The sequence below is a fragment of the Tatumella ptyseos ATCC 33301 genome (assembly GCF_000735525.1).
Lineage (GTDB): Bacteria > Pseudomonadota > Gammaproteobacteria > Enterobacterales > Enterobacteriaceae > Tatumella > Tatumella ptyseos.
Genome location: NZ_JMPR01000035.1, coordinates 117,647 through 143,197, shown reverse-complemented (window position 1 = coordinate 143,197; position 25,551 = coordinate 117,647). Strand labels below are relative to the sequence as shown.

The window sequence follows — 25,551 nt, the reverse complement described above, 5'->3', positions numbered from 1 at the left end:
AGCGAAGTCGCTGACGGTATTGAATCAAAATATAAAGTTATTAAGCTATAAGCCAGCGTAAGATACTGATAATTTAAAGCGATATTAAATATGTTAAGAAGAAGCAAAGCAGGTATTTATGCCCATCGATAATGTCTATCAGGAAAAACGACTGCCTGGCGCATTCCGGCAATCCTGGGGGAAGTTTTACCATGACACTTCAGCCATGGTCGGGCTGTATGGCTTTGCCGCATTGATCTTTCTTTGTCTGTTTGGCGGCCTGCTGGCTCCCTATGGAGTCGATCAGCAATTTATGGGGTATCAGTTACTGCCGCCCTCCTGGTCCCGCTATGGCGACGTCTCTTTCTTTCTCGGGACGGATGATCTGGGCCGCGATGTTCTGAGCCGCTTACTGAGCGGTGTGGCACCGACCGTAGGCAGCGCCCTGCTGGTGACTCTGTTTTCCGGTGTCTGCGCACTGCTGCCGGGCATACTGGCAGGACTGACCCACGGGCTGCGTTCAGCCTTACTGAACCATATTCTCGATACCTTATTGTCAATTCCGTCAATGCTGCTGGCCATCATTGTGGTCGCGTTTGTCGGCCCCGGACTGTTTCATGCTCTGGTTGCGGTCTGGCTGGCATTGATCCCAAGGCTTATCCGCGCCATTTATATCGCCATCCACGAGCAAATGGATAAAGAGTATGTCATTGCGGCCAGGCTGGATGGTGCCAGCCCGTTTATTCTGTTGCGTGATACCATTTTTCCGAATGTATTGCCCTCCGTGGTCAGTGAACTGACCCGCGCACTGTCGATGGCTATCCTGGATATTGCTGCGCTGGGATTTTTAGGCCTCGGGGCACAGCTACCGTCTCCGGAATGGGGAGCCATGCTGGGTGATTCACTGGAGCTGATTTATGTGGCTCCCTGGACCGTGATGCTGCCAGGGCTGATGCTGATGCTCGCAGTGCTGATTATCAATTTATTCGGGGATGGCGTGCGCCGTGCCATTGAGGCTGGGGTAAAATAATGCCATTACTGGATATCCGTAACCTGACCATCGAATTTTTTTCGTCCGAAGGTCCTGTCAAAGCCGTCGATCGGGTTAACCTGACCCTGACGGAAGGCGAAATCCGCGGCCTGGTCGGCGAGTCCGGCTCCGGTAAAAGTCTGATAGCCAAAGCTATCTGCGGCGTCACGTCGGATAACTGGCGGGTCACAGCCGACCGGATGCGGTTTAATGACATCGACCTGTTGCGTCTTTCTCCCCGTGAGCGCAGAAAAATCATCGGTCACCATATCTCGATGATTTTCCAGGAGCCCCAGTCCTGCCTGGATCCGTCCGAAAGTATTGGTCGTCAGTTGATGCAGGCCATCCCCCGCTGGACCTTTAAAGGACGCTGGTACCGGCGTTTCTGGTTCTGGCGTAAAAAACGTGCCATCGAATTACTGCACCGGGTAGGCATTAAAGATCACAAAGATATCATGCGCAGTTTTCCCTATGAGCTGACAGAAGGCGAATGCCAGAAAGCCATGATAGCGATCGCCCTGGCCACCAAGCCACGACTGCTGATTGCCGATGAACCCACCAATGCCATGGAGCCGACAACCCAGGCACAGATCTTCAGGCTGCTCAGCCGCCTGAACCAGAACAACAATACGACCATTTTGCTGATAAGCCATGACCTGCGTACTCTGGGCCAGTGGGCGAACAGAATTAATGTGATGTACTGCGGGCAAACCGTCGAGACGGCCGTCAGTGAAGAGCTGATCGCTACCCCGCATCATCCCTACACCCAGGCGCTGATCCGCTCAATGCCCGACTTCGGGCGTTCACTGCCCCATAAGAGCCGACTGAATACCCTGTCAGGGGCCATCCCCTCGCTGGAACATTTACCGCTGGGCTGCCGTCTTGGCCCCCGCTGCCCCTACGCCCAGCGGAAATGTATAGAAGCCCCGGCGCTGACCGGGACGAAAAACCATAAGTACGCCTGTCACTTTCCATTAAATAAAGAGCTGTAGTTCCATGGAAACCTTACTCGAAGTCCGCGATTTGTCGAAAACCTATCGCTATAAAACCGGCCTTTTTCGCCCTCAGCAGGTGGATGCGGTAAAAAATGTCAGTTTTACCCTGCGTGAAAGGCAGACCCTCGCCATTATCGGCGAAAATGGCTCCGGTAAATCGACTCTGGCCAAAATGCTCAGCGGGATGATTGAACCCAGTGCCGGGGAGATCATTATCAATAATCATCCCCTCACCTTCGGGGACTATGGCTACCGCAGCCAGGTCATTCGTATGATTTTCCAGGACCCGGGGACGTCGCTTAACCCCAGACAACGCGTCAGCCAGATCCTGGATTTGCCGTTGCGACTGAATACTTCTCTGACGCCGGAAGAGCGGGAATCGCGCATCATTGAAACACTGCGCAAAGTCGGTCTGCTGCGTGATCATGCCGGTTATTACCCGCATATGCTGGCCCCGGGTCAGAAGCAACGCCTGGCGCTGGCCAGGGCGCTGATCCTGCAACCGCGGGTGATTGTCGCCGATGAAGCACTGGCGTCACTGGATATGACCATGCGTTCACAACTGGTCAACCTGATGCTGGAGTTGCAGGACAGGGACGGGTTGTCGTTTATTTATGTCACCCAGCATATCGGCATGATGAAGCATATCAGTGACTTTGTGATGGTGATGCATCAGGGAGAAGTGGTTGAACGGGGAGGAACGGCAGATGTTCTGGCGTCACCCTTGCATGACCTGACCAAACGGCTGATCCAGAGCCACTTCGGAGAGGCGCTGACGGCCGAAGCCTGGCGAAGGAATGACCGCTGACCCACAGAATTACGTCCTGTTTCACCGTAACTTTACCTGATAACCCATTGTCGTGTTAGAATCCCCGGATTGAACATAGCGGACAGGTTGTTAATTGAACAACCGCCGCCGCCAACAATAACTATTTTTAAGGATTACAGCTATGGGTTTTCTTTCCGGTAAGCGCATTCTGATCACTGGCGTAGCCAGTAAACTGTCTATTGCATGGGGTATTGCCCAGGCAATGCATAAACAGGGTGCGGAACTGGCATTCACTTACCAAAACGAAAAATTAAAAGCGCGTGTTGAAGAATTTGCCAAAGATCTGGGTTCTGACATCGTATTACCTTGCGATGTTGCCGAAGACGAAAGCATCAAAAGCCTGTTCACCGAACTGGAAAAAGTCTGGCCGAAATTCGACGGTTTTGTACACTCCATCGGTTTTGCCCCGGGCGACCAGTTAGACGGCGATTACGTGAATGCTGTCACCCGCGAAGGTTTCAAAATCGCTCACGACATCAGTGCCTACAGCTTTGTCGCGATGGCTAAAGAGTGCCGTGCCATGCTGAACCCGAACTCAGCACTGTTAACCCTGTCCTACCTGGGTGCAGAGCGTGCTATCCCTAACTACAACGTGATGGGTCTGGCAAAAGCGTCTCTGGAAGCCAACGTACGTTATATGGCTAATGCGATGGGCCCTGAAAGCGTGCGTGTTAACGCCGTATCTGCCGGTCCTATCCGTACACTGGCGGCATCCGGGATCAAAGATTTCCGTAAAATGCTGTCACACTGTGAAGCCGTCACCCCTATCCGTCGTACCGTCACCATCGAAGATGTGGGTAACTCTGCAGCCTTCCTGTGCTCTGACCTGGCCGGCGGGATCACAGGTGAAGTCGTTCACGTTGACGGTGGTTTCAGCATCGCCGCAATGAATGAACTGGAACTGAAATAAGTTCTGTCAGCAGGCGGTGTCAGCCGCCTGCTTTTCCGCGTTGCTTTCTCCTGCGCCAGGCTCTTCCACGGCTCCACTGACATAGCGCTCCTGCATATACCTGCCCGTTATTAGTTAGTCTGTAACATTCCTTCTCCCTGAACATCCTGTCAGCCACTATAAGCACATTGATTTTACGCAGGCCCTTACCGGGTCAGGCATGATATCAGAGGATTGTGTATGGAATACCGACAACATCATGACCGCCGCATAGCCACAGGTGACAACGAACCCGCCATCCCCCCGTCATCCCCCTCCGTCTGCCGACACTTTCCTGCTGCCAGGCAACGCCGTGACCTCTTTGCCTGTCTGTCGCAGCATACCGTACCGGATGGCAAGCTGCTCCGGCACCTTCAGCCGTTATCCCGGCACTCTGCGGCAATTTACAGCAGGCTATTCCCGGAAACCCCATGTCCGGAGGAAAAGTGCAGTCTCACCCTTTATGAACGCCTGACCATCGCGCTGACCGTCGCTCAGCTCACAGAAACCGGTTTCCTGAGCGACTTTTATGCGGCGTGGCTCAGCCCCTTACCAGGCCCCGCAGGTAGCCGTGAAAATAATATCCGGCTAACCGAAATCACCGAATATACCCGCTTACTGACCTGTTCCTCCGCAGAAACTCCGTCCCCCGGGCTGGCCGGCCTGCTGCAATCAGGAGTTACCCCCCCGGATATTCTTATCCTGCATCAGTTATGCGGTTTCGTAGGCTGGCAGGCCCAATGGATTAGCGGAGTGATGACGCTGGCGGCTGACGGGGGGGAAACACGCTACCGTACTTCCCCCGTACCGCCCTATCCTGATCTGCTGTGCTCCTGCAGTACAACCACATACTTACCGCGACTGGATACATCCCGGCTGAGCACCGTCCGACGAAGCCTGTTGCGTGATATCAGGGCATTGGGCGAACCGTTCCTGAAAGCGGAGATTATCGGCCATGCACCACGGGCGGCCCGTGCCTGGCTGATACTGAGAGCGTTATCCGCCCCACCAGCCACAGCCGGTCACCACCCCGCGGAAAATACTGCGGAGGATCAGGAGTTGCGCAGACGCACCTCCCCGCTTTCCTGCCGGGAACTGGAGAGGCTGAAACGCCAGGGCTGGAAAACTGAAGACCTCCTGCCGTTACTCGGTGTCATCGCCACCAATATCTGGGATTACCGGCTGACTCAGCTGGCGGTGGCGTGAGTTATCACTGGCAGAGAATCGCGGGCGGCATCGAAAAAATGCTGGACCAGCGGCGTGGCTTTGCCCGGGCTTGCGATAACCATCGCTCCCTGGCGGTTCATCGGCGGCATATCGACCGGGCTTTCCGCCAGCCCGTTCAGCATCGCCGGCAAAATATGACCTTTCGGGGCCAGCATCACTCCCATACCGCGATGTGCACTTTCCAGCAGTTGCGATACAGAAGCACTTTCAATAATGGCCCGGAACGGCAGCTCTGCCTGGCGGAAGCAATTATCCAGGTATCGCCGGAAGTAGCGGGTTTGTTCAGCCAGGCACAGCGGTAATGCCGCGACGGTAGCCAGCGGCAATCGTTCCGTCGTCTCCGGTTGCGGAAAGGTCTTACGGCAATAGAGCGCCACGACGCCCTCGTCGGCAAAGAAGGCGGCCTGAAACTGTAATTGGCGCAGCGTTATCAGTTCGAAAAAACCGAAAGCCACATCGACGGTATGACCATTAATCGCTTCCAGTAACTGGTCCGCACTCATCACATCAATACGATAATTAATTTCCGGATAGCGTGCCGACACTGCCTGTAAGACCCCGGTCAGGGAAATACTGCACTGCGGCACCACACCCACCCGCAGTGTGCCCTGGATCCCATGTTTCATGGCATCCACTTCCAGTTTTAGCCCCTGATACACAGAGACCATTTCTCTGGCCCAGGAAAGTACCCGCTCGCCCTCCGGGGTGAACCCTGAAAATGTATTCGTCCGGTTAATCAGAGAAACGCCCAGTTCATGCTCCAGGTTCTTCAGCCGCATGGAAAGCGTCGGCTGACTGACAAAACTGGCTTCGGCGGCCCGGCCAAAATGTTTTTCCTGTTCCAGGTTACACAAATAGACCAGTTGTTTTAAATCCATGTGGTGTTATTCCCGTACTGAAAGGTAAGTAATCTGCTTTACGGACCGGCTCCGGATGCAGCCAGGTGCGTATCTGTTAAGGGTGGCTCCATTTCAGCAAGGTTGCAATATTCTCACGATAAACAGGCTCTATCGCTCGTTAATTGGAATCAATTAGACACCAGTAAAACATAAAAGCACAATTCTGTTCATATAATTAGTACAATTTTTCAACATCACCCAACGGAAGCGGCATCCACTATGAAATTTAAACGTCAGATTAAACCGTATCGTGCGGCAGCTGGTGGCTGGGGTTCGCTGGAAGCAACTACCCGTTTCGTCTTCGACAGTAAAGCGGCGCTTAAGAATATGCGTAACCTGATGCGTATGAATAAAGCCCGTGGGTTTGACTGTCCGGGATGTGCCTGGGGCGATGATAATAAAAGTACGTTCAGTTTCTGCGAGAACGGTGCCAAAGCGGTTACCTGGGAAGCCACCCGCCGCACCGTTGACCCTGACTTTTTTGCGCAGCATAGTGTCAGTCGCCTGTATGCCGAAAGCGACTATTTTCTGGAGTATCAGGGAAGGTTAACCCACCCACTCTCTTATAACCCGGACACCGACCATTATGAGCCTGTCAGCTGGGAGGACGCCTTTACCCTGATTGCTCAGCATATTCACGCCATGGATAACCCGGATCAGATTGAGCTTTATACATCAGGCCGCGCCAGTAATGAAGCGTCGTGGCTCTATCAGTTGTTTGGCCGCATGCTGGGTACCAATAATTTCCCGGACTGCTCAAACATGTGCCACGAAGCCAGTGGTACCGGCCTGAAACGCAGTATCGGTGTCGGTAAAGGGACTATCCGGCTGGATGATTTTGAGAGTGCGGATGCGATTTTTGTCTTCGGACAGAACCCCGGCACCAACCATCCGCGTATGCTGCACAGTTTACGTCACGCGGCGGAACACGGAGCCAGCATCGTCACCTTCAACACCCTGCGTGAACGTGGCCTGGAACGGTTTGCCGACCCGCAGAACCCTCTGGAAGTCGTTACCCCTATGGCCGGTAAGATCAGCTCCTCTTATTATCAGCCTCGTCTCGGGGGTGATATGGCTGCGGTGCGCGGGATGGTGAAGGCGTTGCTGGAAGAGCATCGCCGCCAGTTAGCGCTGGATGGCGAAGGGATTTTTGATACTCAATTTATCCGTGAACATACCCACGGGGTGGATGCCTACCTGGCGGCGGTGGATGCGACCGGCTGGGAAGCGATCACCGCGGGTTCAGGGCTTTCCGAAGAGGAATTACGTCAGGCAGCGGCTATCTATCAGCACTCTGAACGGGTGATTTGTACCTGGGCGATGGGCATAACTCAGCATAAACATTCTGTCGATACCGTGCGTGAGATTGCTAACCTGCAACTGCTGTTTGGCCAGTTGGGGAAAAAAGGCGCCGGTCTGTGCCCGGTACGCGGACACAGTAATGTGCAGGGTAACCGGACCATGGGTATCGATGAAAAGCCCGGCGCGCCTTTCCTTGACGCACTGGGGACGCATTTCGGTTTCGAGCCACCACGCAGGGCCGGTCATAATACCGTGGAAGCCATCGAGGCCATGCTGCGTGATGAAATCCGGGTGCTGATCACTCTTGGCGGGAACCTGGCGGCGGCGGCCCCGGACTCCCCGCGTACCGAAGAAGCGTTACAACGCTGCGGACTCACGGTGCATATCAGTACCAAACTGAACCGTACGCATCTGGTTCCGGGCTATGAGAACAGCCTGATATTACCGACACTGGGCCGCACCGAGCGGGATATGCAACGCACCGGGTCTCAGTTTATTACGGTTGAAGATTCTTTCAGTATGGTTCATGCCTCTGAAGGCATCGGTATTCCGCTGTCGGAACATCAGCGCTCCGAGACAGCCATCGTTGCCGGTATTGCCAATGCGGTACTCGGCCGGGAGAAAGCCAACTGGCAAGGGATGGCTGACGATTACTCGGTGATCCGTGACCATATCGCCGCCACCCTGCCGGGGTTTGACGATTTTAATCAGAAATGCGAGCAGCCTGGTGGCTTTTATCTGGGCAACGCGGCGGCCCGGCATGTCTTTGCAACCCCGTCCGGCAAAGCAGAGTTCAGTGCCGCACCTCTGCCCGATACGCTGTTTCCGCAACTCGGTAATACAACCGTGCCCTTTGTGTTACAGACACTCCGTTCACATGACCAGTACAACACCACTATCTATGGTCTGGATGATCGCTACCGGGGGGTTTACGGTCAACGCAGGGTGGTATTTATCCACCCGGAAGATATGGCTGAACAAGGAATGCGCGAAGGCGATAAGGTTGATATCGAAACGCTGTGGAATGACGGGATCACCCGCCAGGTCGAGGGGTTTGTACTGGTGCCCTATAATATACCGCGCGGTAACCTGGCCGCCTATTATCCGGAGACGAATCCGCTGGTGCCGTTATCCAGCTTCGGGGATGACAGTGGCACACCGACGTCCAAGTCGATACCGGTAAAACTCTCCCTCACCCGGCAGCAACCGTCATTGCGGATCGCCTGAAGGCAATTAACGCAAAAAAGCCGGAGATGACACCGGCTTTTTTTATCTTTCTCGGTTTGGCTATTGCCCGGCAGCGATGATTCGCGTAAAACTGTCAGCCGCTGTTAGGCCACGAAACTATAAAATTATGTTCCAGGATAACCCGCTGCTGTCGCAGCTGAAAGAAACACTTCATGCACAAACTCCCCGCGCGGAGGGTGTGGTAAAAGGTACCGATAAAGGCTTTGGCTTTCTGGAAGTCGATGCCCAGAAGAGCTACTTTATTCCGCCTCCGCAGATGAAAAAAGTGATGCATGGCGACCGTGTGGTTGCTGTCATCCAGACCAATAACGGTAAAGAAAGTGCCGAACCGGAAACCCTGGTAGAGCCGTTTCTGACCCGCTTTGTGGGTCGCGTCCAGAAAAAAGATGACCGGTTATCCATTATTCCCGATCATCCGCTGCTGAAAGATGCCATTTCCTGTCGGCCAGCCCGTCACCTGGAACATGAATTTCAGGCCGGAGACTGGGCTGTCGCTGAAATGCGCCGTCATCCGTTAAAAGGTGACCGCAGCTTTTACGCCGAACTGACCGGGTTCATTACCTTCGCTGAAGATCATCTGGCCCCGTGGTGGGTGACACTGTCACGCCACAATCTGGAGCGTGAAGCCCCGGACGTTGGTTTCGGTGAAATGCTCGACGAGCAGTTAACCCGTGAAGACCTGACGGCGCTGGAATTTGTCACTATCGATAGTGCCAGCACGGAAGATATGGACGATGCCCTGTACACCGAAGAGTTGCCTGACGGTAAACTTCGCCTGACGGTGGCCATTGCAGACCCGACGGCGTATGTTCCCGAGGGGAGTGAGCTGGATAAACTGGCCGCACAGCGTGCCTTTACCAACTATCTGCCGGGCTTTAACATCCCGATGCTGCCTCGTGAGCTGTCTGATGATGTCTGCTCGCTGCGTCCGGGCGTACGTCGTCCGGTGCTGGCCTGTCATATCGTTATCGATAAAGACGGCACGCCGGAAGCGGAAACCCGTTTCTTTGCCGCATGGATTGAATCAAAAGCCAAACTGGCTTATGACAATGTCTCTGACTGGCTGGAAAATACCGGTGACTGGCAGCCTGCCAGCGAAGCCATTGCTCAGCAGATCACCCTGCTGCAACGTTTTTGTCTGGCCCGTAATGAATGGCGTCGTAAGAATGCGCTGGTTTTCAAAGATCGTCCGGATTATCGCTTTATTCTCGGTGAGAAAGGCGAAGTGCTGAAAATCGTTGCAGAACCCCGCCGTATTGCTAACCGCATGATTGAAGAAGCCATGATCACCGCCAATATCTGTGCGGCTAAGGTTCTGGGTGAGGCTCTCGGCTTTGGAATTTATAACGTCCATGCCGGTTTCGATGAAGCTAACGCAGAGCAAGTCACAGGCGTTCTTGCAGGTCATGGTATTACGGTGGACCCGAAAGAAATAGCGACGCTGGAAGGCTTTAAGACTATGCGCCGCGAACTGGACAGTATGCCCACCCAGTATCTGGACAGCCGCATTCGCCGCTTCCAGTCATTCGCTGAGATCAGCACCAAGCCGGGTCCTCATTTCGGTCTGGGACTGGAAGCCTACGCGACCTGGACCTCTCCTATCCGTAAATATGGTGACATGATCAACCATCGTTTACTGAAGGCGATTATCCTGGGCCAGCAGGCTGAACTGCCGGCAGAAGAGCTGACCACCATTATGGGTGAGCGTCGCCGTCTGAACCGTATGGCAGAACGGGATGTCGGGGACTGGTTATATGCCCGTTATCTGGCCCCTTATGCCGGTACCGATCAAAGGTTCCCTGCAGAAATCATTGATATCTCGCGCGGCGGAATGCGTGTCAGGCTGACGGATATCGGTGCCGTGGCCTTTATCCCTGCACCGTTCATCCACAGTGTGCGTGATGAACTGGTGTGCAGCCAGGACAGTGGTACCGTGCAGATCAAAGGTGAAGAACGCTATCGTGTGACAGACCTGATTGACGTGACGATTGCTGAAGTCCGTATGGAAAACCGCAACGTAGTTGCCCGCCCGGTCGTCTGATGACCGTGACATACTCCCCCCGGGGAGTATGTTCTTTCCCCTGTTCTTTCCTGCCACAGCATTTACCTGGCCAGTCGTCTTTACACTCAACCGTGTTGCTGCGCCTGCGGCAGGCACCTTTCCGTGAAGTCGCCACTGCGGGCGGCGAGTAACGGACGAGGTAACGCGACTTCTCCGAAAACAGACCGTGATAAAGGTTTGCAAAAAGATTCAGAATATTCACGCTATCCCTGCCCGGGGTTCACCCTGTACTCTCTGAGGCAACGGCTGCCCGGCGGCCGTCATACCTGCGACGGGCCGCTATCAGGTCCATCCTACTCTGCAAGATTTCAGTCGTTTTTTTGCCATCACCGGCAATAAACTGAGGAGCTGACCGTGATAATCACAAAAAAAACGATAACGTCGATGATTGTTATCACACTGCTGGTCGGAAGTGTTACCGGATGTTCTAACTGGTCGAAACGGGACCGGCATACCGCGTTAGGGGCCGGTATCGGCGCTATCGGTGGCAATATACTGACGGGCGGCAGCACCCTGGGGACACTAGGCGGAGCAGCTGTCGGTGGCGTTATTGGCCGCCAGACACACTGATCATCTGGAGATAAGGGCCGGGAACGGCCCTTTTAATAGCAGAGGGTTTAGCCACCGGCGAGTTTCACTTTCAACCCTTTAGCTTCCAGCAGCGATTTCAGTAAATCACGCTTATCCCCCTGGATTTCGATATCGCCTTCTTTTACCGATCCCCCGCAGCCACATTTCTTCTTAAGTTCAGCGGCCAGTTTACTCAGCTCAGTCTCCGGCAGATCCAGGCCCGTGATGATACACACCCCTTTCCCTTTACGGCCGCTGGTCTGGCGTTGGATCCTGACAATACCGTCCCCTTTGGGGCGCTCTTTCACTTCAGCAACCGGTCTGATGCGTCCGCTCTCAGTGGAGTAAACCAGATTATCCTGACCCATTATGCCCCCTGTAATGATTGCAGAATCGATGCCAGCGTAGCGGCCGGATCGGCTGACTGAGTGATCGGGCGACCAATCACCATATAGTCTACCCCGGCCTGTTTGGCTTGTGCCGGAGTCATGATACGACGTTGATCCTGTGCGGCGCTGCCCTCAGGACGGATCCCGGGCGTGACCAGCGAAAACGCATTCCCCAGCCGTTGTCTGAAAGTGACCGCTTCATGTGCGGAACAGACCACACCATCCAGACCACATTCTTTTGTCAGTGTTGCCAGATGCAATGCGTGTTCGGCCGGGGTACGGTCGATACCGATATCGTGTAAGTCACTGGCTTCCATACTGGTTAATACCGTCACCGCAATCAGCAGTGGCGCATCTTTCCCCATCGGGACCAAAGCTTCACGCGCGGCATTCATCATTCTTGCCCCGCCACTGGCATGCACATTCACCATCCAGACGCCAAGGTCAGCGGCTGCGGCAACAGCATGAGCAACCGTGTTCGGAATATCGTGAAATTTAAGGTCCAGAAAAACATCGAACCCGCGGGACTGCAGGGTCTTTACCCACTCAGGTCCGAAACGGGTAAACATCTCTTTACCCACTTTCAGACGGCAGCTTTGCGGATCGATAAGGTCTGTAAGCGCTAATGCCCGATTGATATCGTCAAAGTCGAGTGCAACCAGCACCGGTGAGGTAACAGAAGATGGCGATAAAGCAGACATGGCAGTTTTCCTTTAAATAACAAAAGAGCATCGGGCTTGACTGATAAACGGCGCTTATTCTACCTGCCTGGCTTTGGTTGTCACCCTTTTTGCACGGTGCTGATGTGCAGAGGGCTCAGCCCATAATGTATGTTGTAACTAAATAGCCATAAAAAGAACAGAGCCTGCGCTCTGTCTGTGATTATTGTCCGTCCAGGCCACGAATGGGTTTGACCGAAGCCCAGGTCCGACATGAAGGGCAATGCCAGTAAATAGCATGTGCGGTAAAACCACATTTTTCACACCGGTAACGTGGTTTAGTCCGTATCTGTTCTCCTACCATATTACGCAAAACCGCAAGGCTCTGTTTCGCCCGTCCGTCTTCAGCGTCCTGCAAATAATAGTTGATCAGACGATGAAAGCCCCGGGTCGTCGGGTTGTGATCCAGTTGCTTCATCAGGAACAATTGGGCCGGCTCCGTTCCTTCCGTCGAATCGATAATATCTGCCAGATACAGCTCCGCGGAGCTTCCGGTATCTGCGGCAACACATTGCTGCAGGAACTCCACCCATTGGGCTGGCGCATTCAGGCGCTGGTAACAGCCATCCAGCAGTGGCAACACTTCACTCACGAACTCAGGGTCCTGCTGCAGTACACGTTGCAGACTTTGCACCGCTTTCTGATCATCCCCTTTTTCTATAAAAATGCGCCCCATCATTATCGAAATACGGGCACAGTTCTTATCGGCGGACTCCCCTTTTTTGAGCAGGGTAAGCGCCTTATCGAGATCATCACTACTCATCGCCTGTAAAGCCAGCTCACAATACAGATGTGCAATAACACTCTTCTGTTTATCCTGCCCCAACCGTACCAGGCGCTCAGCCGTGTCAATCGCCTGACTCCAGTCACTGGTCAGCTGATAAATCTGCAGTAACTGCGTGAGTGCGCCTTCCCGGAAATCAGTTTCATCCGTTAACTGGGCAAACATATCCTCGGCACGATCATACAGGCCGGCGGCCAGGTAGTCCCGTCCCAGTTGATGAACTGCCAATAATCGCTGGTCATAATCCAGGGACGTGCTTTCCATCAATGACTGATGGATACGAATGGCTCTGTCTACTTCCCCCCGGGAGCGAAAAAGGTTACCCAGCGTCAGATGTGCTTCAATGGCACCACTGTCCTCTTTGAGCATATCCAGGAACAGATCAACAGCTTTGTCCTGCTGATTTGAAAGTAAAAAATTTACGCCTGTCACATAATCACGGGAAAGACGATTGGCTTCCTGTTGTTTGTCCTGATGCGCGCTACGACGTCCCATATACCAGCCATAGGCCGCAGCAACAGGCAATAACAGAAACAGCAATTCGAGCATAGCCGATTATTCCTTCACCACGGATTTATCCCTGGCTGTGGTGACAGAATTGGCCGGAACATACTGCGCTTCAAGGCGCTTAATTTTACGACGGGCGTGCGATAACGCCAGACGCATGCGCAGCCAGAACAAACCACAAATGACCCACCCCAGGATAAACCCGGCGCCGAACAACGATGCCAGCAGCGTAGATACGCGAAAATCGCCCTGTGCCAGCAGATAGTTAAAGGTCACTATCTGATCATTTTTGGCTCCCAGGGTAATTGAGATAATAAAAATGACCAGTACGACTAAAAAAATCAGTAAATATTTCACAATGCATCCTGTTATCGTTTTCTTTCTCTCATCAGCCGTATAAACAGCGACACGCGACTGACAGGAAATACCGGCTTACCCGCATCATTATATTATGGGGATGCTGGCTGTATTTACAATATTACTTTTCTCTTTGTCCTGTGAATTATCCCTGCCTGACGCGTTCGCTCAGGATCCCCCGGAATAATGCACAAGCCACCGTCAGCGTGATACCCGCGACCATCACTGACATGATAACATCCCGGGGCCAGTGCATACCGAGCGCCATCCGACTCCCCATCACCACAATAGCCCAGACAAAGGTAGCAACCACGGTAACATAATGACGCTTTACTCCCGCCAGCACCAGCATCAGTAATGCCCAGCAGGCCGCAAACATACTGTGTCCTGACGGGAAGGCGTAGCCGGTTTCATAAGCCCAATGCTGCCGCAGCCAGCCGGGAATAAACGGCTCCTGCCCTGTCACCCGTTCGACAAGCTGGCCACGTTCCTGACCGGAAAGATGATAGAAATGATCCACCGAGGTGCCGGACACCCTGCTTATCCATAAAGTATATGGTCTGGGTTCCTGAACATAATGCTTGATAAGCGTATTGATACCCTGCCCGCCCCACACGACCAGCACGACCAGCACCGCCGTCTGCAAGAGTTCACGCAGGCCTGCCCCATCCCCGTATCGAAGCCATAACAACCACCCGCCGAGCAGCAAGCTGGTCAGTATACCCCAGGGTCTCGTCACCGTCTCAGTAAACGCGAATAATACCGGCTTAAGAGGCAACGTATTGTCGGGCTGCCAGTGCCAGCCCGACACCCAAACCAGTAAGGGCAGACAAAGTAATATCAGCACACCGGTACTGACTGATTTTAAAACCTTAAACATCGCATATCCTTTTTCTGCCTGTCGTGAGTAAAAATTATCATTTTCTGCCACAGCCGGAATACGCTACTCTCACCGCTTGCCTGATTGTGCTTTCCCGCTGGCACGAACTGCATAACATTACGTTACGATGCACAATTATGGCACAATACACAGATAACCTCTGTCATTCAGAGTGCTGATAATAATACAGTTTTATAGTAACGGAGTTTACATGCAACTTAAGCGGGTGGCCCAGGCCACACTACCTACACCCTGGGGAGATTTCCTGATGGTGGGGTTTGAAGAGATAAAAACAGGTAAAGACCACGTCGCACTGGTCTACGGTGATATCAGTGGTGATACGCCCGTCCTTGCCAGAGTTCACTCTGAATGCCTGACCGGGGATGCACTATTCAGCTTACGTTGCGACTGTGGTTTTCAGCTTGAAGCAGCACTCAATGCTATCGCCACCGAAGGCCGGGGCGTGTTGTTGTATCACCGTCAGGAAGGCAGAAATATCGGTTTACTGAACAAGATCCGTGCTTACGCGCTGCAGGATCAGGGGCTGGATACGGTTGAGGCCAACCTCAAACTCGGTTTTGCCGCCGATGAGCGTGATTTTACTCTGTGTGCTGATATGTTCAGTTTGCTGGACGTTCATGCCGTACGCTTGCTGACTAATAATCCACGCAAGGTCAGCGTACTGACCGACGCGGGCATCAACATTACCGAGCGGGTTCCGCTGGAAGTGGGAAGAAACCCTAAAAACACCGGCTATCTGGACACCAAGGCCTTAAAAATGGGACACCTGCTTCATCCTCATAATGATGACTAAGGCCTGCAATTAACTCCGCCGGGGCAATTGCAGAGCGTACTGAGCCCCGCCTGTTATCTCAGGTAACGCCGTCTTATCGTGCTCAGCGGGATAACGGTCACATCAGTCACCAGGAAAAGACGGTGCTAAAACGTCTATGTCAGACATTGCATAAGAAGGTAAATGACCCCGGACCAGAACATAAGACACAGTGCGACCGCCGTGCCCCATATCCTGCAACGGTAACGACAAAGAGAAGTCCTGCGGAAGTTTTCTGGCGCCTGATACCCTTTAACGCGGGTACGAAAAGAAAAATGCATAATACATCCCTGTTTGCCTGGCGAAATACATCAGCGAGTCATACAACCACTGGCCGATATATTCCGTCGCCGGCCATCCATAACCGGCATACTCAAGATCAACGTTAATAGTAACACTATCGGGCCGGGGCCACGGTCAGGTTATTTAACCGGTAAACGGATATCTTTAAACATCGCTTCAATATCTTCATTCGAACGCAACGCGATTGCCGCATCCACCACGTCACGGGTCAGATGGGGAGCGAATCGCTGAATAAAGTCATACATATAGGTTCTGAGGAAACTGCTGCTTCTGAAGCCTATTTTAGTGGTGCTGTAAGTGAAGATATCAGACACATCAATCTTCACCAAATCGGTTTCCGTCACCGGGTCAATGGCCATACTGGCAATCACACCGATCCCCAATCCCAGCCGGACATAGGTCTTAATAACATCCGCATCGGTGGCGGTAAAGACAATTTTTGGTGTCAGCCCGGCTTGATTAAACGCGGAGTCCAGTTCTGAGCGGCCGGTAAAACCGAAGGTATAAGTCACCAGCGGATATTCTGCCAGGTCATTAATAGTTACCCGGGCTTTTTCGGTCAGCGGATGTCCTGGCGGGACGACGATAGCACGGTTCCAGTGATAACAGGGCAACATCACTAAATCATCATAGAGGTGCAATGCTTCAGTGGCGATAGCAAAGTCAGCATTCCCTTTTGATACCGCTTCCGCTATCTGCGTCGGTGACCCCTGATGCATATGCAAGGATACCCGGGGATAACGCTGAATAAAGCCTTTAATCACCGGAGGAAGCGCATAGCGTGCCTGGGTGTGCGTTGTCGCGACATACAGAGAACCCTGATCAGGCCAGGTATGCTCACCGGCGACCGATTTTATTGCTTCAACTTTAGATAATACTTCACGTGCAATACGAATGATTTCATCGCCGGCCGGAGTTACCTGAGTCAGGTGCTTACCACTGCGTGAAAAGATTTGAACACCGAGTTCATCTTCCAGCATTCGAACCTGTTTACTGATCCCGGGCTGTGACGTATAAAGCCCTTCCGCAGTAGAGGAAACATTCAGGTTATGGTTAACGACTTCGACGATATAGCGTAATTGCTGTAATTTCATAGCCCACCTTTTCGGGACAAAAGGTACTTATTGCCTGCATTCCTGCAAAAAAGTTATCTGATTAATTTATATTTATTAACAGAGCATACATTGCTGTTTACTATAACCACTATAGCATTAATTTATAATTAACAGAACAAATAGCTATATCCGGTAATCAATGTACAGCGATTGCATCAGTAAGAGTCTGAAAAAGGCTGCGGTGTGGTCGTTTTTCCATAAGGCGGCGGCTGGCTGTCAGGGACGGTGTTTTGCCAGTACGCAGTTCGGGTAATACCTGACCGCAATTATCACAAGACAGCTTATCGCCATCATTGTTTTACCGGCTTCCCGACTTCCGGAGGGAGCGAAGCATCAGGAATAATAAAAAACGCCCGGTAAAGTTCACCGGGCGTTATCGGGCTGATGAATATCAACCCGGGTCAGGACGAATCACAGAAAACGCTACTTTTTAACTTCCTGCCACTGCCCGTCAATAAAGAACATCGACCAGCCGGTCGCTTTACCGTCTTTTTCCGAAGAAACATATTGCTGTTTGGTCTTACGACTAAACCGGACCAGCGTTTTATTCCCCTGGGGATCAACGGCCGGTGCCTGAGTCAGATAAATAAACTTCTCCGGCAAACGGTCGCTGAACCGTTGCAACTCTTCCACCAGCGGAGCTCGTGTCTCGCGGGATTTAGGGAAGGTATTCGCAGCCAGGAAAATACCGGCAGCCCCGTCACGCAGCACAAAATAGGCGTCAGACTTTTCGCAGGCAAGTTCAGGTAAAGGTACCGGGTCTTCTTTCGGCGGAGCAACATCGCCGTTACGAAGGATTTTACGGGTATTCTTACACTCGTCGTTGGTACAGGCCATGTATTTACCGAAACGTCCCATTTTCAGGTGCATTTCGCTGCCACATTTTTCGCATTCCACCACCGGGCCGTCATAGCCTTTAATACGGAATTCACCCTCTTCGATTTCATACCCGTCACAGGAAGGGTTATTACCACAGACATGCAGTTTGCGCTTTTCATCGATCAGGTAGCTGTCCATAGCGGTACCGCATTTTTGGCAGCGCGGACGCGCACGCAAAGCGTTAGTTTCCGCATCGTCCCCTTCCAGAATATTAAGAACTTCATTTTCAGGGATCAGGTTAATGGTCTGCTTACAGCGCTCTTTCGGCGGCAGCGCATACCCGGAACAGCCCAGGAAAACCCCGGTGGTGGCGGTACGAATACCCATATGCCGCTGACAGGTCGGACATTCGATAGAGGTCAGCACCATCTGGTTCGGTTGCATGCCTCCTTCTTCAGGATCCTTATCTGCTTTCTGCAATTGATCACTGAAGTCCGTGAAGAAATGATCCAGCACCGCACGCCATTCGGCCTGATCATTCGCTACCTGATCGAGGTTATCTTCCATACGTGCGGTGAAATCATAATTCATCAATTCGCGGAAATTAGCTTCCAGACGATCGGTAACAATTTCACCCATCTTTTCTGCATAGAAACGACGGCTTTCGACCCGGACATAGCCACGGTCCTGGATGGTAGAGATGATAGAGGCATAGGTCGAAGGACGGCCAATGCCCCGTTTTTCAAGCTCACGTACCAGCGAAGCTTCACTGAAACGGGCCGGAGGCTTAGTAAAATGCTGTGCAGGCAGCACTTCCAGCAGCGCAGGTGCATCACCTACCTCAATGGCCGGCAGCGTCAGATCATCATCGTTTTTGCGTAATGCCGGCATGACACGCGTCCAGCCATCAAAGCGCAACGTACGTCCTTTCGCTTTCAGACGATAATCCCCCGCCATCACGGTCAGAGTGGTGGAGTCATATTTCGCCGGAACCATCTGACAGGCGACGAACTGACGCCAGATCAGCTGATATAACTTCTGCGCGTCTGCTTCCATGTCTTTCAGTTGTTCGGCAAGCACATTGACGTCAGACGGACGGATAGCTTCGTGCGCTTCCTGAGAATTATCTTTATTGGTATAAATATTGGCCTTTTCCGGCAGGTAGTTATTACCGAAATTACCGTCAATATACCCCCGGGCCATTTCAATCGCGTCCTGGCTCAGGTTGGTGGAATCCGTACGCATATACGTGATGTGGCCGCTCTCATAGAGTCGCTGCGCCAGCATCATGGTTTTCTTTACACCGTAGCCCAGACGGGTACTCGCCGCCTGTTGCAACGTTGAAGTAATAAAAGGTGCGCCAGGCTTACTGCTGGTGGGTTTATCTTCCCGCTCCGTGACCTGATACGTCGCTTTTTCCAGTTCAGCGACAGCGGCCCGGGTCGTCTCTTTATTGACCGGGCGGAAGGCTTTGTCGTGATGATGCGATACACGCATCAGCAGCTCGGTCCCCTGCGGGGTATTCAGCCGGGCATCAACTTCCCAATATTCTTCCGGGACAAAGGCTTTGATTTCACGCTCACGCTCTACCACCAGCCGCACAGCAACTGACTGAACGCGACCGGCGGATAAACCGCGCGCAACTTTTTTCCACAACAGAGGCGACACCATGTAGCCGACCACACGGTCCATAAAGCGACGTGCCTGCTGGGCATTAACACGATCGATATTCAGTTCACCCGGCTCTTCAAAGGCCTGACGGATCGCATTCTTAGTGATCTCGTTAAACACAACGCGGCTGAAGCGCGAATCGTCTCCACCGATGACCTCACGCAGGTGCCAGGCAATCGCCTCTCCTTCGCGGTCCAAATCCGTTGCGAGATAAATATGGTCAGCATCCGCTGCCAGGGTTTGTAATTCAGAAACGACTTTTTCTTTACCCGGTAAAATCTGGTAGTTGGCTTCCCAGTTGTGCCATGGATCGACACCCATGCGGTTCACCAGAGCGGCCTTCTCGTCTTTTTTTCCTGACTTTGCTGTTTTGGCTTTACCGGCTTCTGCCGTCTTCTTAGCCAGAGACCCGCTGGTCGGCAGGTCCCGAATATGACCTACGCTGGACTTAACGACAAAGCCACTGCCAAGGTATTTATTAATAGTTTTAGCCTTTGCCGGTGACTCAACAATAACGAGTGCTTTACCCATAGATAACTTTACCTAATAAAAACGTCCTGAAGAACGGGAGAGGAGAACTCCCCTGATTTGCAACAACGCTACTTGCTGCTGACTCCCGCAGTTCACGCCATGATCCATTGATAACTGATAATAGCCCGGAAATAACAGTATGATTAAAATAATCTTTTACTTTAGTTCCCCGGCCGGTCGTGAAGCGGGCTCCCTGATTCGCAAATCGTCCACACTCTACCTGATAAAATTTGAGACGCAACTTTATTAGCATCCTGACAAATTTCCGCCCGTCTGCACCAGCAAAATTTTTGTGGTGCCCGGTCAAACCGCTTACAATACCCACACTCTTTGCCATGACTTTATCTCAAGTGAGGAAAACAATGTCTGAACACCCTGAATATATAGATAAAACAGCGCTGCTCAACATCGCTAATCAATCAATGACCGGCCATGATGACTACTTTTCGGCAATGCAGGTGACAGGCGTAGATGAAAAGAACGGACTCCTGATGTTCAGCGGCCCACTGTTCACCGATGCACAGGGCTTACCGACACGTCAGACCACCGCAGTGTTTAACGTGTTTAAGTTTCTGACGCTGAACTTATCATCACGCTACCGTCTGAAACAATGACCCCGGGAAATCCCGGGGTCATTTTTCGGTATCAGAGCCACTGACTACCCTTTAAAGTAGCGGTTTTTCACCACGTTGCCACCATTTCTGGAGCATACGTTCAGCGACCTGCGCACCGCTCTGAGTGAAACGCTCAATGATGCTTTTCTTTTTACTGTAGCTGACCGACAGGATAGTAAACTTATCCATCTGGCGGATAATCACTTCATCACTGGTGGCGATTTCATCCACCAGGCCATTTTCCAGCGCCTGACGACCATACCAGTGTTCACCGGTGGCTACTGAATCAATATCCAGCCCCGGGCGCATCTGATGAACAAACGATTTAAACAACTGATGCGTTTCGTTCAGGTCTTCACGGAATTTCTCGCGCCCTTCTTCCGTATTCTCACCCAGCAGCGTCAGAGTGCGTTTATATTGTCCGGCCGTGTGGAGCTCAATATCAATGTCATTGCGTTTCAGCAACCGGTTGAAGTTAGGCACCTGTGCAACGACCCCGATAGAGCCGATAATAGCAAACGGCGCCGCAATGATCCGTGACGCGACACAGGCCATCATATAACCGCCGCTGGCGGCCACCTTGTCGACCACAGCCGTCAGGGGAATATTGTGATCACGAAGGCGTTGCAACTGTGATGCCGCCAGGCCATAGCCATGCACGACTCCGCCCGGACTTTCCAGACGTAACAACACTTCATCTCCGGCAGAAGCCACCGACAATACAGCAGAAATTTCTTTACGCAATGAGGCTACTTCCCCCGCATCCATGCTGCCTTTAAAATCCAGCAGGAACAGGGTGTTTTTACTCTCTTCACTAAGCCCCTGTTTGGCCTTCGCCTTATCGGCTTTAGCTTTTTCTTTGCGCTGTTTTTTTTCCGCTTTCAGGAACAGTTTTTGTTCATGCTCCGGCAGTTTCGCGACCGCCAGAGTCTGTTTCAGGGTCTGGTAATCCTCCCCCGGGTGCCCTAACTGAAGCTGGCCTTGTCCCCCTTTTTTACGGGAAGACAGGCTCACAATGGCCACTGCCAGCGCAATAATAGCAACGACAACAGTGACAATTTTCGCTAAAAATAATCCATATTCTGCAATAAAACTCACTCAGTCCACCTTAGTCAATTTCGGTTAAACGCATGTTTTCCTGACCGGCCTGACGCACTGAGGGGCGCAGAAACCGGCCGCTAAGCTGGAAATTAACAGCATGTTATCTTAGTGTACCATAGGATAATTTTCGGCATAACTGCATGAAATTTTAAAAACAAAGGACCCGCCTGTGAATGCTCAGCAACAAACCAACGTGTTGAAAAATCGTACCCTTCTGGTCACCGGTGCCTCAGACGGCATAGGTCGCGAAGCGGCCCTGACGTTCGCCCGTCAGGGGGCCAGGGTACTGCTGGCTGGCAGAAACCGCCAAAAGCTCAATCAGGTCCGTGACGATATTGCCGCCGCGGGACTGACACCTGCGCCGGTACTGGTACTGGATTTTGCGACCGCAACCCCGGAAGACTGCCGGCAATTTGCCGCGGAAGTTGCCGCACTCACCCCGCAATTAGACGGTGTTCTGCATAATGCCAGCATCCTCGGCACCCTTCAGCCGATGGCGGACATTCCGCCGGCAGAGTGGTCACAGGTCATGAAAGTGAACCTGGATACGACGTTTTTCCTGACCCAGGCCCTGCTGCCTCAATTGCTTACGGCACCCGCACCGTCGCTGGTCTTTACCACATCGAGTGTCGGCCGTGAAGGACGGGCCGGATGGGGAACCTATGCCGTTTCCAAATTTGCCACCGAAGGGATGATGCAGGTACTGGCAGCCGAATATAAGGAGACTGCGTTGCGGGTCAACTGTATCAACCCGGGGGGGACACGTACCTCGATGCGTGCCAGCGCTTTTCCTGAAGAGGATGCTGCGCGCCTGAAAACCCCGGCCGATATTATGCCGGTCTACCTGTATCTGATGAGTGATGAAAGCCTGGGGAAAACAGGTATCAGTTTTGATGCTCAGCCCGGCAGAAAAGCCGGCCCGGCGGAATAGATAAAAAAACCCCGCAGTCGCGGGGTCTTAGTCTGACTAACGCTGAAAAATCAGCCCTGTCCTTTATTACGTTTAGAAACCGGCTTTGCTGACCCCGGACGGCCCGAACCCGGACGTCCCTGGGTGGAACGACGCCCATTGCCATTACTACTGACCTGAGTATGTCGTTTCACGGCTCGACGGATTTGGTTCGCTTTGGTACGACGACGATCCTTCTCCACCGCAAGCTTCGTTTCAGTCTCATCAGGCATTCCCACCAGCTGGCGAAGATAGTTCACTGAGGTCAGGTCCATCTCTGTGTAACCACCGCGGGGTAATCCTTTCGGCAGAGGAATATCGCCATAACGGACACGGATCAGGCGACTAACCTGGACACCCACGGCTTCCCATAACCGGCGGACTTCACGGTTACGACCTTCTGTCAGGGTAACGTTATACCACTGGTTAAGCCCTTCACCGCCCCCGAACTTCAGGGTTTTAAAGGCCGCAGGACCATCTTCAAGTTGTACGCCTAAGCTTAACTGACGGATTTTATCATCATCAATCTGGCCAAAAACACGCACGGCGTATTCGCGTTCAACTTCACGGCTCGGGTGCATCAGCCGGTTCGCCAGTTCACCGTCAGTGGTGAACAGCAACAGACCGCAGGTATTCACATCAAGACGACCGACCGCTATCCAGCGGGCACCGTTCAGTCGTGGCAGACGATCAAACACCGTCGGGCGACCTTCAGGATCATTGCGGGTACAGAGCTCACCTTCCGGTTTGTAGTACGCCAGAACACGGCATACCTGAGACGCGCTTTCAGCCACCCGGACAAGGTGCCCGTCAATACGAATTTTAAGCGCGGTATTCGTATCAACGCGGTCACCCAGTGTGGCAACTTTACCATCAACACTGACCCGACCTGCGGAGATAACAGATTCGATTTCACGTCGGGAACCGTGCCCGGCACGTGCTAAAACTTTTTGTAACTTTTCGCTCATTGAGCAGCCTCACTGTCGCCTTCCCAGGCCTCAGGGTTAGGGTGTATTTAATTTAAAAATCAAATACTTACGTAAAAAACCACTGCCATTATACAGGATGGCGGCCCTAATGTAACGTTATTTATCGGGCCGTACCTGTGGCGCGGGCATGGGTTGCCCCCGCACGGCTCTTAACTGAACGGGGCCGGATCACCGCTGCCGACACGGATCACTTCCGGCGCAGGACCGGTGAGATCGACTACGGTGGTGGGTTGCTGACCAATAGTGCCTCCGTTCAGGATGAGATCGACCTGCTTACCGATACTGTCCTGAATGTCTTCCGGGTCCGACTCTGCAAACTCATTGCCAGGTAACATCAGTGTGGTCGACATCAGCGGTTCATTCAGCGCTTCAAGCAGAGCCTGAGCCACCGGATGGGCTGTCACCCGCAGACCGATGGTCTTCCGCTTTTCGTTCATTAAGCGGCGCGGCACTTCTTTGGTAGCTTTCAGTAAAAAGGTATAGCACCCGGGGGTATTATTTTTGATCAGACGGAATGCACTGTTATCGACCTGGGCGTAAACCGATAACTCAGACAAGTCACGGCACATCAGTGTGAAATGATGGTTCCCATCCAGCTGACGTAACCGGCAAATACGCTCCATCGCGGATTTATCTTCCAGGCGACATCCCAGTGCATAACCGGAATCCGTCGGGTAGACGATCACGCCGCCCTTATTCAGATAGTCCACCGCCTGGCTTATCAGCCGGGGTTGCGGGTTTTCCGGATGGATATAAAAAAACTGACTCATACTTCACTCCCGGCACCGGATTTAACCGGTGCGTTATTTTGAATGTGCGGAAAACGCAGCCAAAGGGCTTCAACACCGGCAGGTAACCAGAGGTTTCTGCCCAGTTCTATCCACGCACAGGGCTGATGAAAATCAGAGCCCTGGGAGGCGGCGAGTCCGTATTCCTGTGCATACAGGGCGAGTTGCTGGCGTTCGTTCGGGGGCTGCTGACATTGCGCCACCTCCATCGCATCACCGCCAGCCTCAGCAAAAAATTGCAGCAAACGTTTCAGCCATTTCGTGGATAACTGGTAACGTCCGGGGTGGGCCACCACCGCCCTGCCACCGGAAAGCTGAATGGCTTCAATAGCCTGTTCAATTGTACACCATTGTGCAGGGACGTATCCGGTTTTACCGCGCGCCAGATAACTTTTAAAAACTTTGGCAATGGTATCGGCTTTATTGCACTCCACCAGAAAGCGGGCAAAATGACCACGGGTGATTTCACCCTCGCCGGCAAGTCTGCGTGCGCCCTCCAGCGCTCCGGGAATACCGGCCTTCTCCAGCCGTTCGGCTATTTCCTGTGCACGCTGTTGACGTTTTTGTCGCTGACTGTCCAGCAACGCACAGATAGCCGGATGGTCAATATCCATCCCCAGGCCAACGATATGAATTTCATGGTTCTGCCAGCGGGTCGAGATCTCAACCCCGGTGATCAGCGCCAGAGGCAACCCATGACGGGCGATGGCCTCTTTCGCCGGTGCAATCCCCTCCGTGGTGTCATGGTCCGTGATCGCCAGAATATTAACGCCCCGCTCATGGGCACGCAGCACCAGCGCCTCCGGGGTTAACAGGCCATCGGAAGCTGTTGTGTGGCTATGCAGGTCATACAAATTAAACGCCGTTCTGTCTGTCAAATTTACTCCATGCTATCGGTTGTCCGGGCGGATACCCGTGATTTTAGCAATAACTGCAAAAGATGTATTGACAATACGACAGTGAACTAGTTAACTAGTACGCAAGTTCAGATAAGGATACTTCTCATGTGTATGACGGCAATTCACTCTCTCCGCTGGTGGCGTATGACTCTCCCATAACAGGGCGATGTTTTCGTGCACCCGGCAGTCAACACAGTGCAGATTTCAGGGCCCGCTCATCGCGGGCTTTTTTTTG

At 52.7% G+C, this 25,551-nt stretch carries 24 protein-coding genes; 11 read left to right on the top strand and 13 right to left on the bottom strand.

The features are described from left to right. Positions 1-118 precede the first annotated feature (118 nt). From sapC to GTPT_RS16750, 5 genes are all read left to right on the top strand, one after another. Positions 119-1,009 (top strand): putrescine export ABC transporter permease SapC, encoded by an 891-nt coding sequence (gene sapC, locus GTPT_RS10500; RefSeq protein ID WP_025903100.1) that lies wholly within the window; start codon positions 119-121, stop codon positions 1,007-1,009. Beyond that, positions 1,009-2,001 (top strand): putrescine export ABC transporter ATP-binding protein SapD, encoded by a 993-nt coding sequence (gene sapD / locus GTPT_RS10495; protein ID WP_029990361.1) that lies wholly within the window; start codon positions 1,009-1,011, stop codon positions 1,999-2,001. The genes sapC and sapD overlap by 1 nt, the downstream gene beginning before the upstream one ends. A 4-nt stretch (positions 2,002-2,005) precedes the next feature. Then, on the top strand, positions 2,006-2,812 hold the full coding sequence (sapF, locus tag GTPT_RS10490; protein WP_029990359.1) for a putrescine export ABC transporter ATP-binding protein SapF: 807 nt from the start codon (positions 2,006-2,008) through the stop codon (positions 2,810-2,812). 142 nt (positions 2,813-2,954) lie between these two features. Further along, positions 2,955-3,743, top strand: a complete 789-nt coding sequence (fabI, locus tag GTPT_RS10485) for an enoyl-ACP reductase FabI (RefSeq protein ID WP_025903097.1) — start codon at positions 2,955-2,957, stop codon at positions 3,741-3,743. Between the two features lie 219 nt (positions 3,744-3,962). Then, positions 3,963-4,967, top strand: a complete 1,005-nt coding sequence (locus GTPT_RS16750; RefSeq protein ID WP_051170752.1) for a hypothetical protein — start codon at positions 3,963-3,965, stop codon at positions 4,965-4,967. On the opposite strand, the gene GTPT_RS10475 is transcribed toward GTPT_RS16750, so the two are convergent. Next, on the bottom strand, positions 4,949-5,866 hold the full coding sequence (locus GTPT_RS10475) for a LysR family transcriptional regulator (RefSeq protein ID WP_025903095.1): 918 nt from the start codon (positions 5,864-5,866) through the stop codon (positions 4,949-4,951). The genes GTPT_RS16750 and GTPT_RS10475 overlap by 19 nt on opposite strands. A gap of 240 nt (positions 5,867-6,106) precedes the next feature. On the opposite strand from GTPT_RS10475, the gene GTPT_RS10470 reads away from it, so the two are divergent. The 3 genes from GTPT_RS10470 to GTPT_RS10460 all read left to right on the top strand — a co-directional run bounded on the left by GTPT_RS10470 (position 6,107) and on the right by GTPT_RS10460 (position 11,069). Further along, positions 6,107-8,416 carry an FdhF/YdeP family oxidoreductase gene (locus GTPT_RS10470; RefSeq protein WP_025903094.1) on the top strand — a complete coding sequence of 770 codons (2,310 nt, stop codon included), beginning with the start codon at positions 6,107-6,109 and terminating at the stop codon, positions 8,414-8,416. A 127-nt stretch (positions 8,417-8,543) separates the two neighbouring features. Beyond that, positions 8,544-10,478, top strand: coding sequence for an exoribonuclease II (locus GTPT_RS10465; protein ID WP_029990356.1), 1,935 nt, complete (start codon positions 8,544-8,546; stop codon positions 10,476-10,478). 405 nt (positions 10,479-10,883) lie between these two features. Beyond that, positions 10,884-11,069, top strand: coding sequence for a glycine zipper 2TM domain-containing protein (locus tag GTPT_RS10460; RefSeq protein WP_029990355.1), 186 nt, complete (start codon positions 10,884-10,886; stop codon positions 11,067-11,069). 47 nt (positions 11,070-11,116) lie between these two features. Here the strand turns inward: GTPT_RS10460 and yciH are convergent, their stop codons facing one another. From yciH to pgpB, 5 genes are all read right to left on the bottom strand, one after another. Continuing rightward, the gene (gene yciH, locus GTPT_RS10455; protein ID WP_029990353.1) at positions 11,117-11,437 is read right to left on the bottom strand and encodes a stress response translation initiation inhibitor YciH; all 321 of its coding nucleotides are present in this window, start codon (positions 11,435-11,437) and stop codon (positions 11,117-11,119) included. Continuing rightward, the gene (gene pyrF, locus GTPT_RS10450) at positions 11,437-12,159 is read right to left on the bottom strand and encodes an orotidine-5'-phosphate decarboxylase (RefSeq protein ID WP_025903090.1); all 723 of its coding nucleotides are present in this window, start codon (positions 12,157-12,159) and stop codon (positions 11,437-11,439) included. Before pyrF ends, yciH begins: the two co-directional genes overlap by 1 nt. Positions 12,160-12,340: 181 nt before the next feature. Further along, positions 12,341-13,510, bottom strand: a complete 1,170-nt coding sequence (gene lapB / locus GTPT_RS10445; RefSeq protein ID WP_025903089.1) for a lipopolysaccharide assembly protein LapB — start codon at positions 13,508-13,510, stop codon at positions 12,341-12,343. Positions 13,511-13,516: 6 nt separating this feature from the next. Next, positions 13,517-13,825, bottom strand: coding sequence for a LapA family protein (locus tag GTPT_RS10440; RefSeq protein ID WP_025903088.1), 309 nt, complete (start codon positions 13,823-13,825; stop codon positions 13,517-13,519). Positions 13,826-13,970: 145 nt separating this feature from the next. Beyond that, complete coding sequence (gene pgpB / locus GTPT_RS10435; RefSeq protein WP_038011403.1) at positions 13,971-14,705, bottom strand: phosphatidylglycerophosphatase B; 735 nt, start codon at positions 14,703-14,705, stop codon at positions 13,971-13,973. Between the two features lie 211 nt (positions 14,706-14,916). On the opposite strand from pgpB, the gene ribA reads away from it, so the two are divergent. After that, a complete protein-coding gene (ribA, locus tag GTPT_RS10430; protein WP_025903086.1) occupies positions 14,917-15,519 on the top strand; it encodes a GTP cyclohydrolase II in 603 nt (200 codons plus the stop codon). Between the two features lie 440 nt (positions 15,520-15,959). Here the strand turns inward: ribA and cysB are convergent, their stop codons facing one another. The 3 genes from cysB to GTPT_RS17530 all read right to left on the bottom strand — a co-directional run bounded on the left by cysB (position 15,960) and on the right by GTPT_RS17530 (position 20,313). After that, a complete protein-coding gene (gene cysB, locus GTPT_RS10425; protein ID WP_025903085.1) occupies positions 15,960-16,934 on the bottom strand; it encodes an HTH-type transcriptional regulator CysB in 975 nt (324 codons plus the stop codon). 444 nt (positions 16,935-17,378) lie between these two features. Further along, the gene (gene topA / locus GTPT_RS10420) at positions 17,379-19,976 is read right to left on the bottom strand and encodes a type I DNA topoisomerase (RefSeq protein ID WP_025903084.1); all 2,598 of its coding nucleotides are present in this window, start codon (positions 19,974-19,976) and stop codon (positions 17,379-17,381) included. Then, on the bottom strand, positions 19,969-20,313 hold the full coding sequence (locus tag GTPT_RS17530; protein ID WP_025903083.1) for a hypothetical protein: 345 nt from the start codon (positions 20,311-20,313) through the stop codon (positions 19,969-19,971). Before GTPT_RS17530 ends, topA begins: the two co-directional genes overlap by 8 nt. A gap of 25 nt (positions 20,314-20,338) precedes the next feature. Here GTPT_RS17530 and GTPT_RS10415 point away from each other — a divergent pair, with 25 nt between their 5' ends. Beyond that, positions 20,339-20,590 carry a DUF2498 family protein gene (locus GTPT_RS10415; RefSeq protein WP_025903082.1) on the top strand — a complete coding sequence of 84 codons (252 nt, stop codon included), beginning with the start codon at positions 20,339-20,341 and terminating at the stop codon, positions 20,588-20,590. A gap of 51 nt (positions 20,591-20,641) precedes the next feature. On the opposite strand, the gene sohB is transcribed toward GTPT_RS10415, so the two are convergent. Continuing rightward, positions 20,642-21,688, bottom strand: a complete 1,047-nt coding sequence (gene sohB / locus GTPT_RS10410) for a protease SohB (protein WP_025903081.1) — start codon at positions 21,686-21,688, stop codon at positions 20,642-20,644. 172 nt (positions 21,689-21,860) lie between these two features. Between sohB and GTPT_RS10405 the strand changes: the two genes are divergently transcribed. Further along, positions 21,861-22,622, top strand: a complete 762-nt coding sequence (locus GTPT_RS10405) for a YciK family oxidoreductase (RefSeq protein ID WP_029990351.1) — start codon at positions 21,861-21,863, stop codon at positions 22,620-22,622. A gap of 50 nt (positions 22,623-22,672) precedes the next feature. Here GTPT_RS10405 and rluB read toward each other — a convergent pair whose 3' ends face one another. From rluB to rnm, 3 genes are all read right to left on the bottom strand, one after another. After that, positions 22,673-23,608: a 23S rRNA pseudouridine(2605) synthase RluB gene (gene rluB / locus GTPT_RS10400; protein ID WP_025903079.1), complete on the bottom strand. Its 936-nt coding sequence runs from the start codon at positions 23,606-23,608 to the stop codon at positions 22,673-22,675. 170 nt (positions 23,609-23,778) lie between these two features. Beyond that, on the bottom strand, positions 23,779-24,399 hold the full coding sequence (locus tag GTPT_RS10395; protein ID WP_025903078.1) for an L-threonylcarbamoyladenylate synthase: 621 nt from the start codon (positions 24,397-24,399) through the stop codon (positions 23,779-23,781). After that, on the bottom strand, positions 24,396-25,295 hold the full coding sequence (gene rnm, locus GTPT_RS10390) for an RNase RNM (protein WP_051170750.1): 900 nt from the start codon (positions 25,293-25,295) through the stop codon (positions 24,396-24,398). The genes GTPT_RS10395 and rnm overlap by 4 nt, the downstream gene beginning before the upstream one ends. Positions 25,296-25,551 lie beyond the last annotated feature (256 nt).

What these genes read in the sequence shown, in the direction of transcription:
- sapC (WP_025903100.1), top strand. Translation starts at nt 119, where the DNA reads ATGCCCATCGATAATGTCTATCAGGAAAAACGACTGCCTGGCGCATTC.
- sapD (WP_029990361.1), top strand. Translation starts at nt 1,009, where the DNA reads ATGCCATTACTGGATATCCGTAACCTGACCATCGAATTTTTTTCGTCC.
- sapF (WP_029990359.1), top strand. Translation starts at nt 2,006, where the DNA reads ATGGAAACCTTACTCGAAGTCCGCGATTTGTCGAAAACCTATCGCTAT.
- fabI (WP_025903097.1), top strand. Translation starts at nt 2,955, where the DNA reads ATGGGTTTTCTTTCCGGTAAGCGCATTCTGATCACTGGCGTAGCCAGT.
- GTPT_RS16750 (WP_051170752.1), top strand. Translation starts at nt 3,963, where the DNA reads ATGGAATACCGACAACATCATGACCGCCGCATAGCCACAGGTGACAAC.
- GTPT_RS10475 (WP_025903095.1), bottom strand. Translation starts at nt 5,866, where the DNA reads ATGGATTTAAAACAACTGGTCTATTTGTGTAACCTGGAACAGGAAAAA.
- GTPT_RS10470 (WP_025903094.1), top strand. Translation starts at nt 6,107, where the DNA reads ATGAAATTTAAACGTCAGATTAAACCGTATCGTGCGGCAGCTGGTGGC.
- GTPT_RS10465 (WP_029990356.1), top strand. Translation starts at nt 8,544, where the DNA reads ATGTTCCAGGATAACCCGCTGCTGTCGCAGCTGAAAGAAACACTTCAT.
- GTPT_RS10460 (WP_029990355.1), top strand. Translation starts at nt 10,884, where the DNA reads ATGATTGTTATCACACTGCTGGTCGGAAGTGTTACCGGATGTTCTAAC.
- yciH (WP_029990353.1), bottom strand. Translation starts at nt 11,437, where the DNA reads ATGGGTCAGGATAATCTGGTTTACTCCACTGAGAGCGGACGCATCAGA.
- pyrF (WP_025903090.1), bottom strand. Translation starts at nt 12,159, where the DNA reads ATGTCTGCTTTATCGCCATCTTCTGTTACCTCACCGGTGCTGGTTGCA.
- lapB (WP_025903089.1), bottom strand. Translation starts at nt 13,510, where the DNA reads ATGCTCGAATTGCTGTTTCTGTTATTGCCTGTTGCTGCGGCCTATGGC.
- pgpB (WP_038011403.1), bottom strand. Translation starts at nt 14,705, where the DNA reads ATGTTTAAGGTTTTAAAATCAGTCAGTACCGGTGTGCTGATATTACTT.
- ribA (WP_025903086.1), top strand. Translation starts at nt 14,917, where the DNA reads ATGCAACTTAAGCGGGTGGCCCAGGCCACACTACCTACACCCTGGGGA.
- cysB (WP_025903085.1), bottom strand. Translation starts at nt 16,934, where the DNA reads ATGAAATTACAGCAATTACGCTATATCGTCGAAGTCGTTAACCATAAC.
- topA (WP_025903084.1), bottom strand. Translation starts at nt 19,976, where the DNA reads ATGGGTAAAGCACTCGTTATTGTTGAGTCACCGGCAAAGGCTAAAACT.
- GTPT_RS17530 (WP_025903083.1), bottom strand. Translation starts at nt 20,313, where the DNA reads ATGGCAAAGAGTGTGGGTATTGTAAGCGGTTTGACCGGGCACCACAAA.
- GTPT_RS10415 (WP_025903082.1), top strand. Translation starts at nt 20,339, where the DNA reads ATGTCTGAACACCCTGAATATATAGATAAAACAGCGCTGCTCAACATC.
- rluB (WP_025903079.1), bottom strand. Translation starts at nt 23,608, where the DNA reads ATGAGCGAAAAGTTACAAAAAGTTTTAGCACGTGCCGGGCACGGTTCC.
- GTPT_RS10395 (WP_025903078.1), bottom strand. Translation starts at nt 24,399, where the DNA reads ATGAGTCAGTTTTTTTATATCCATCCGGAAAACCCGCAACCCCGGCTG.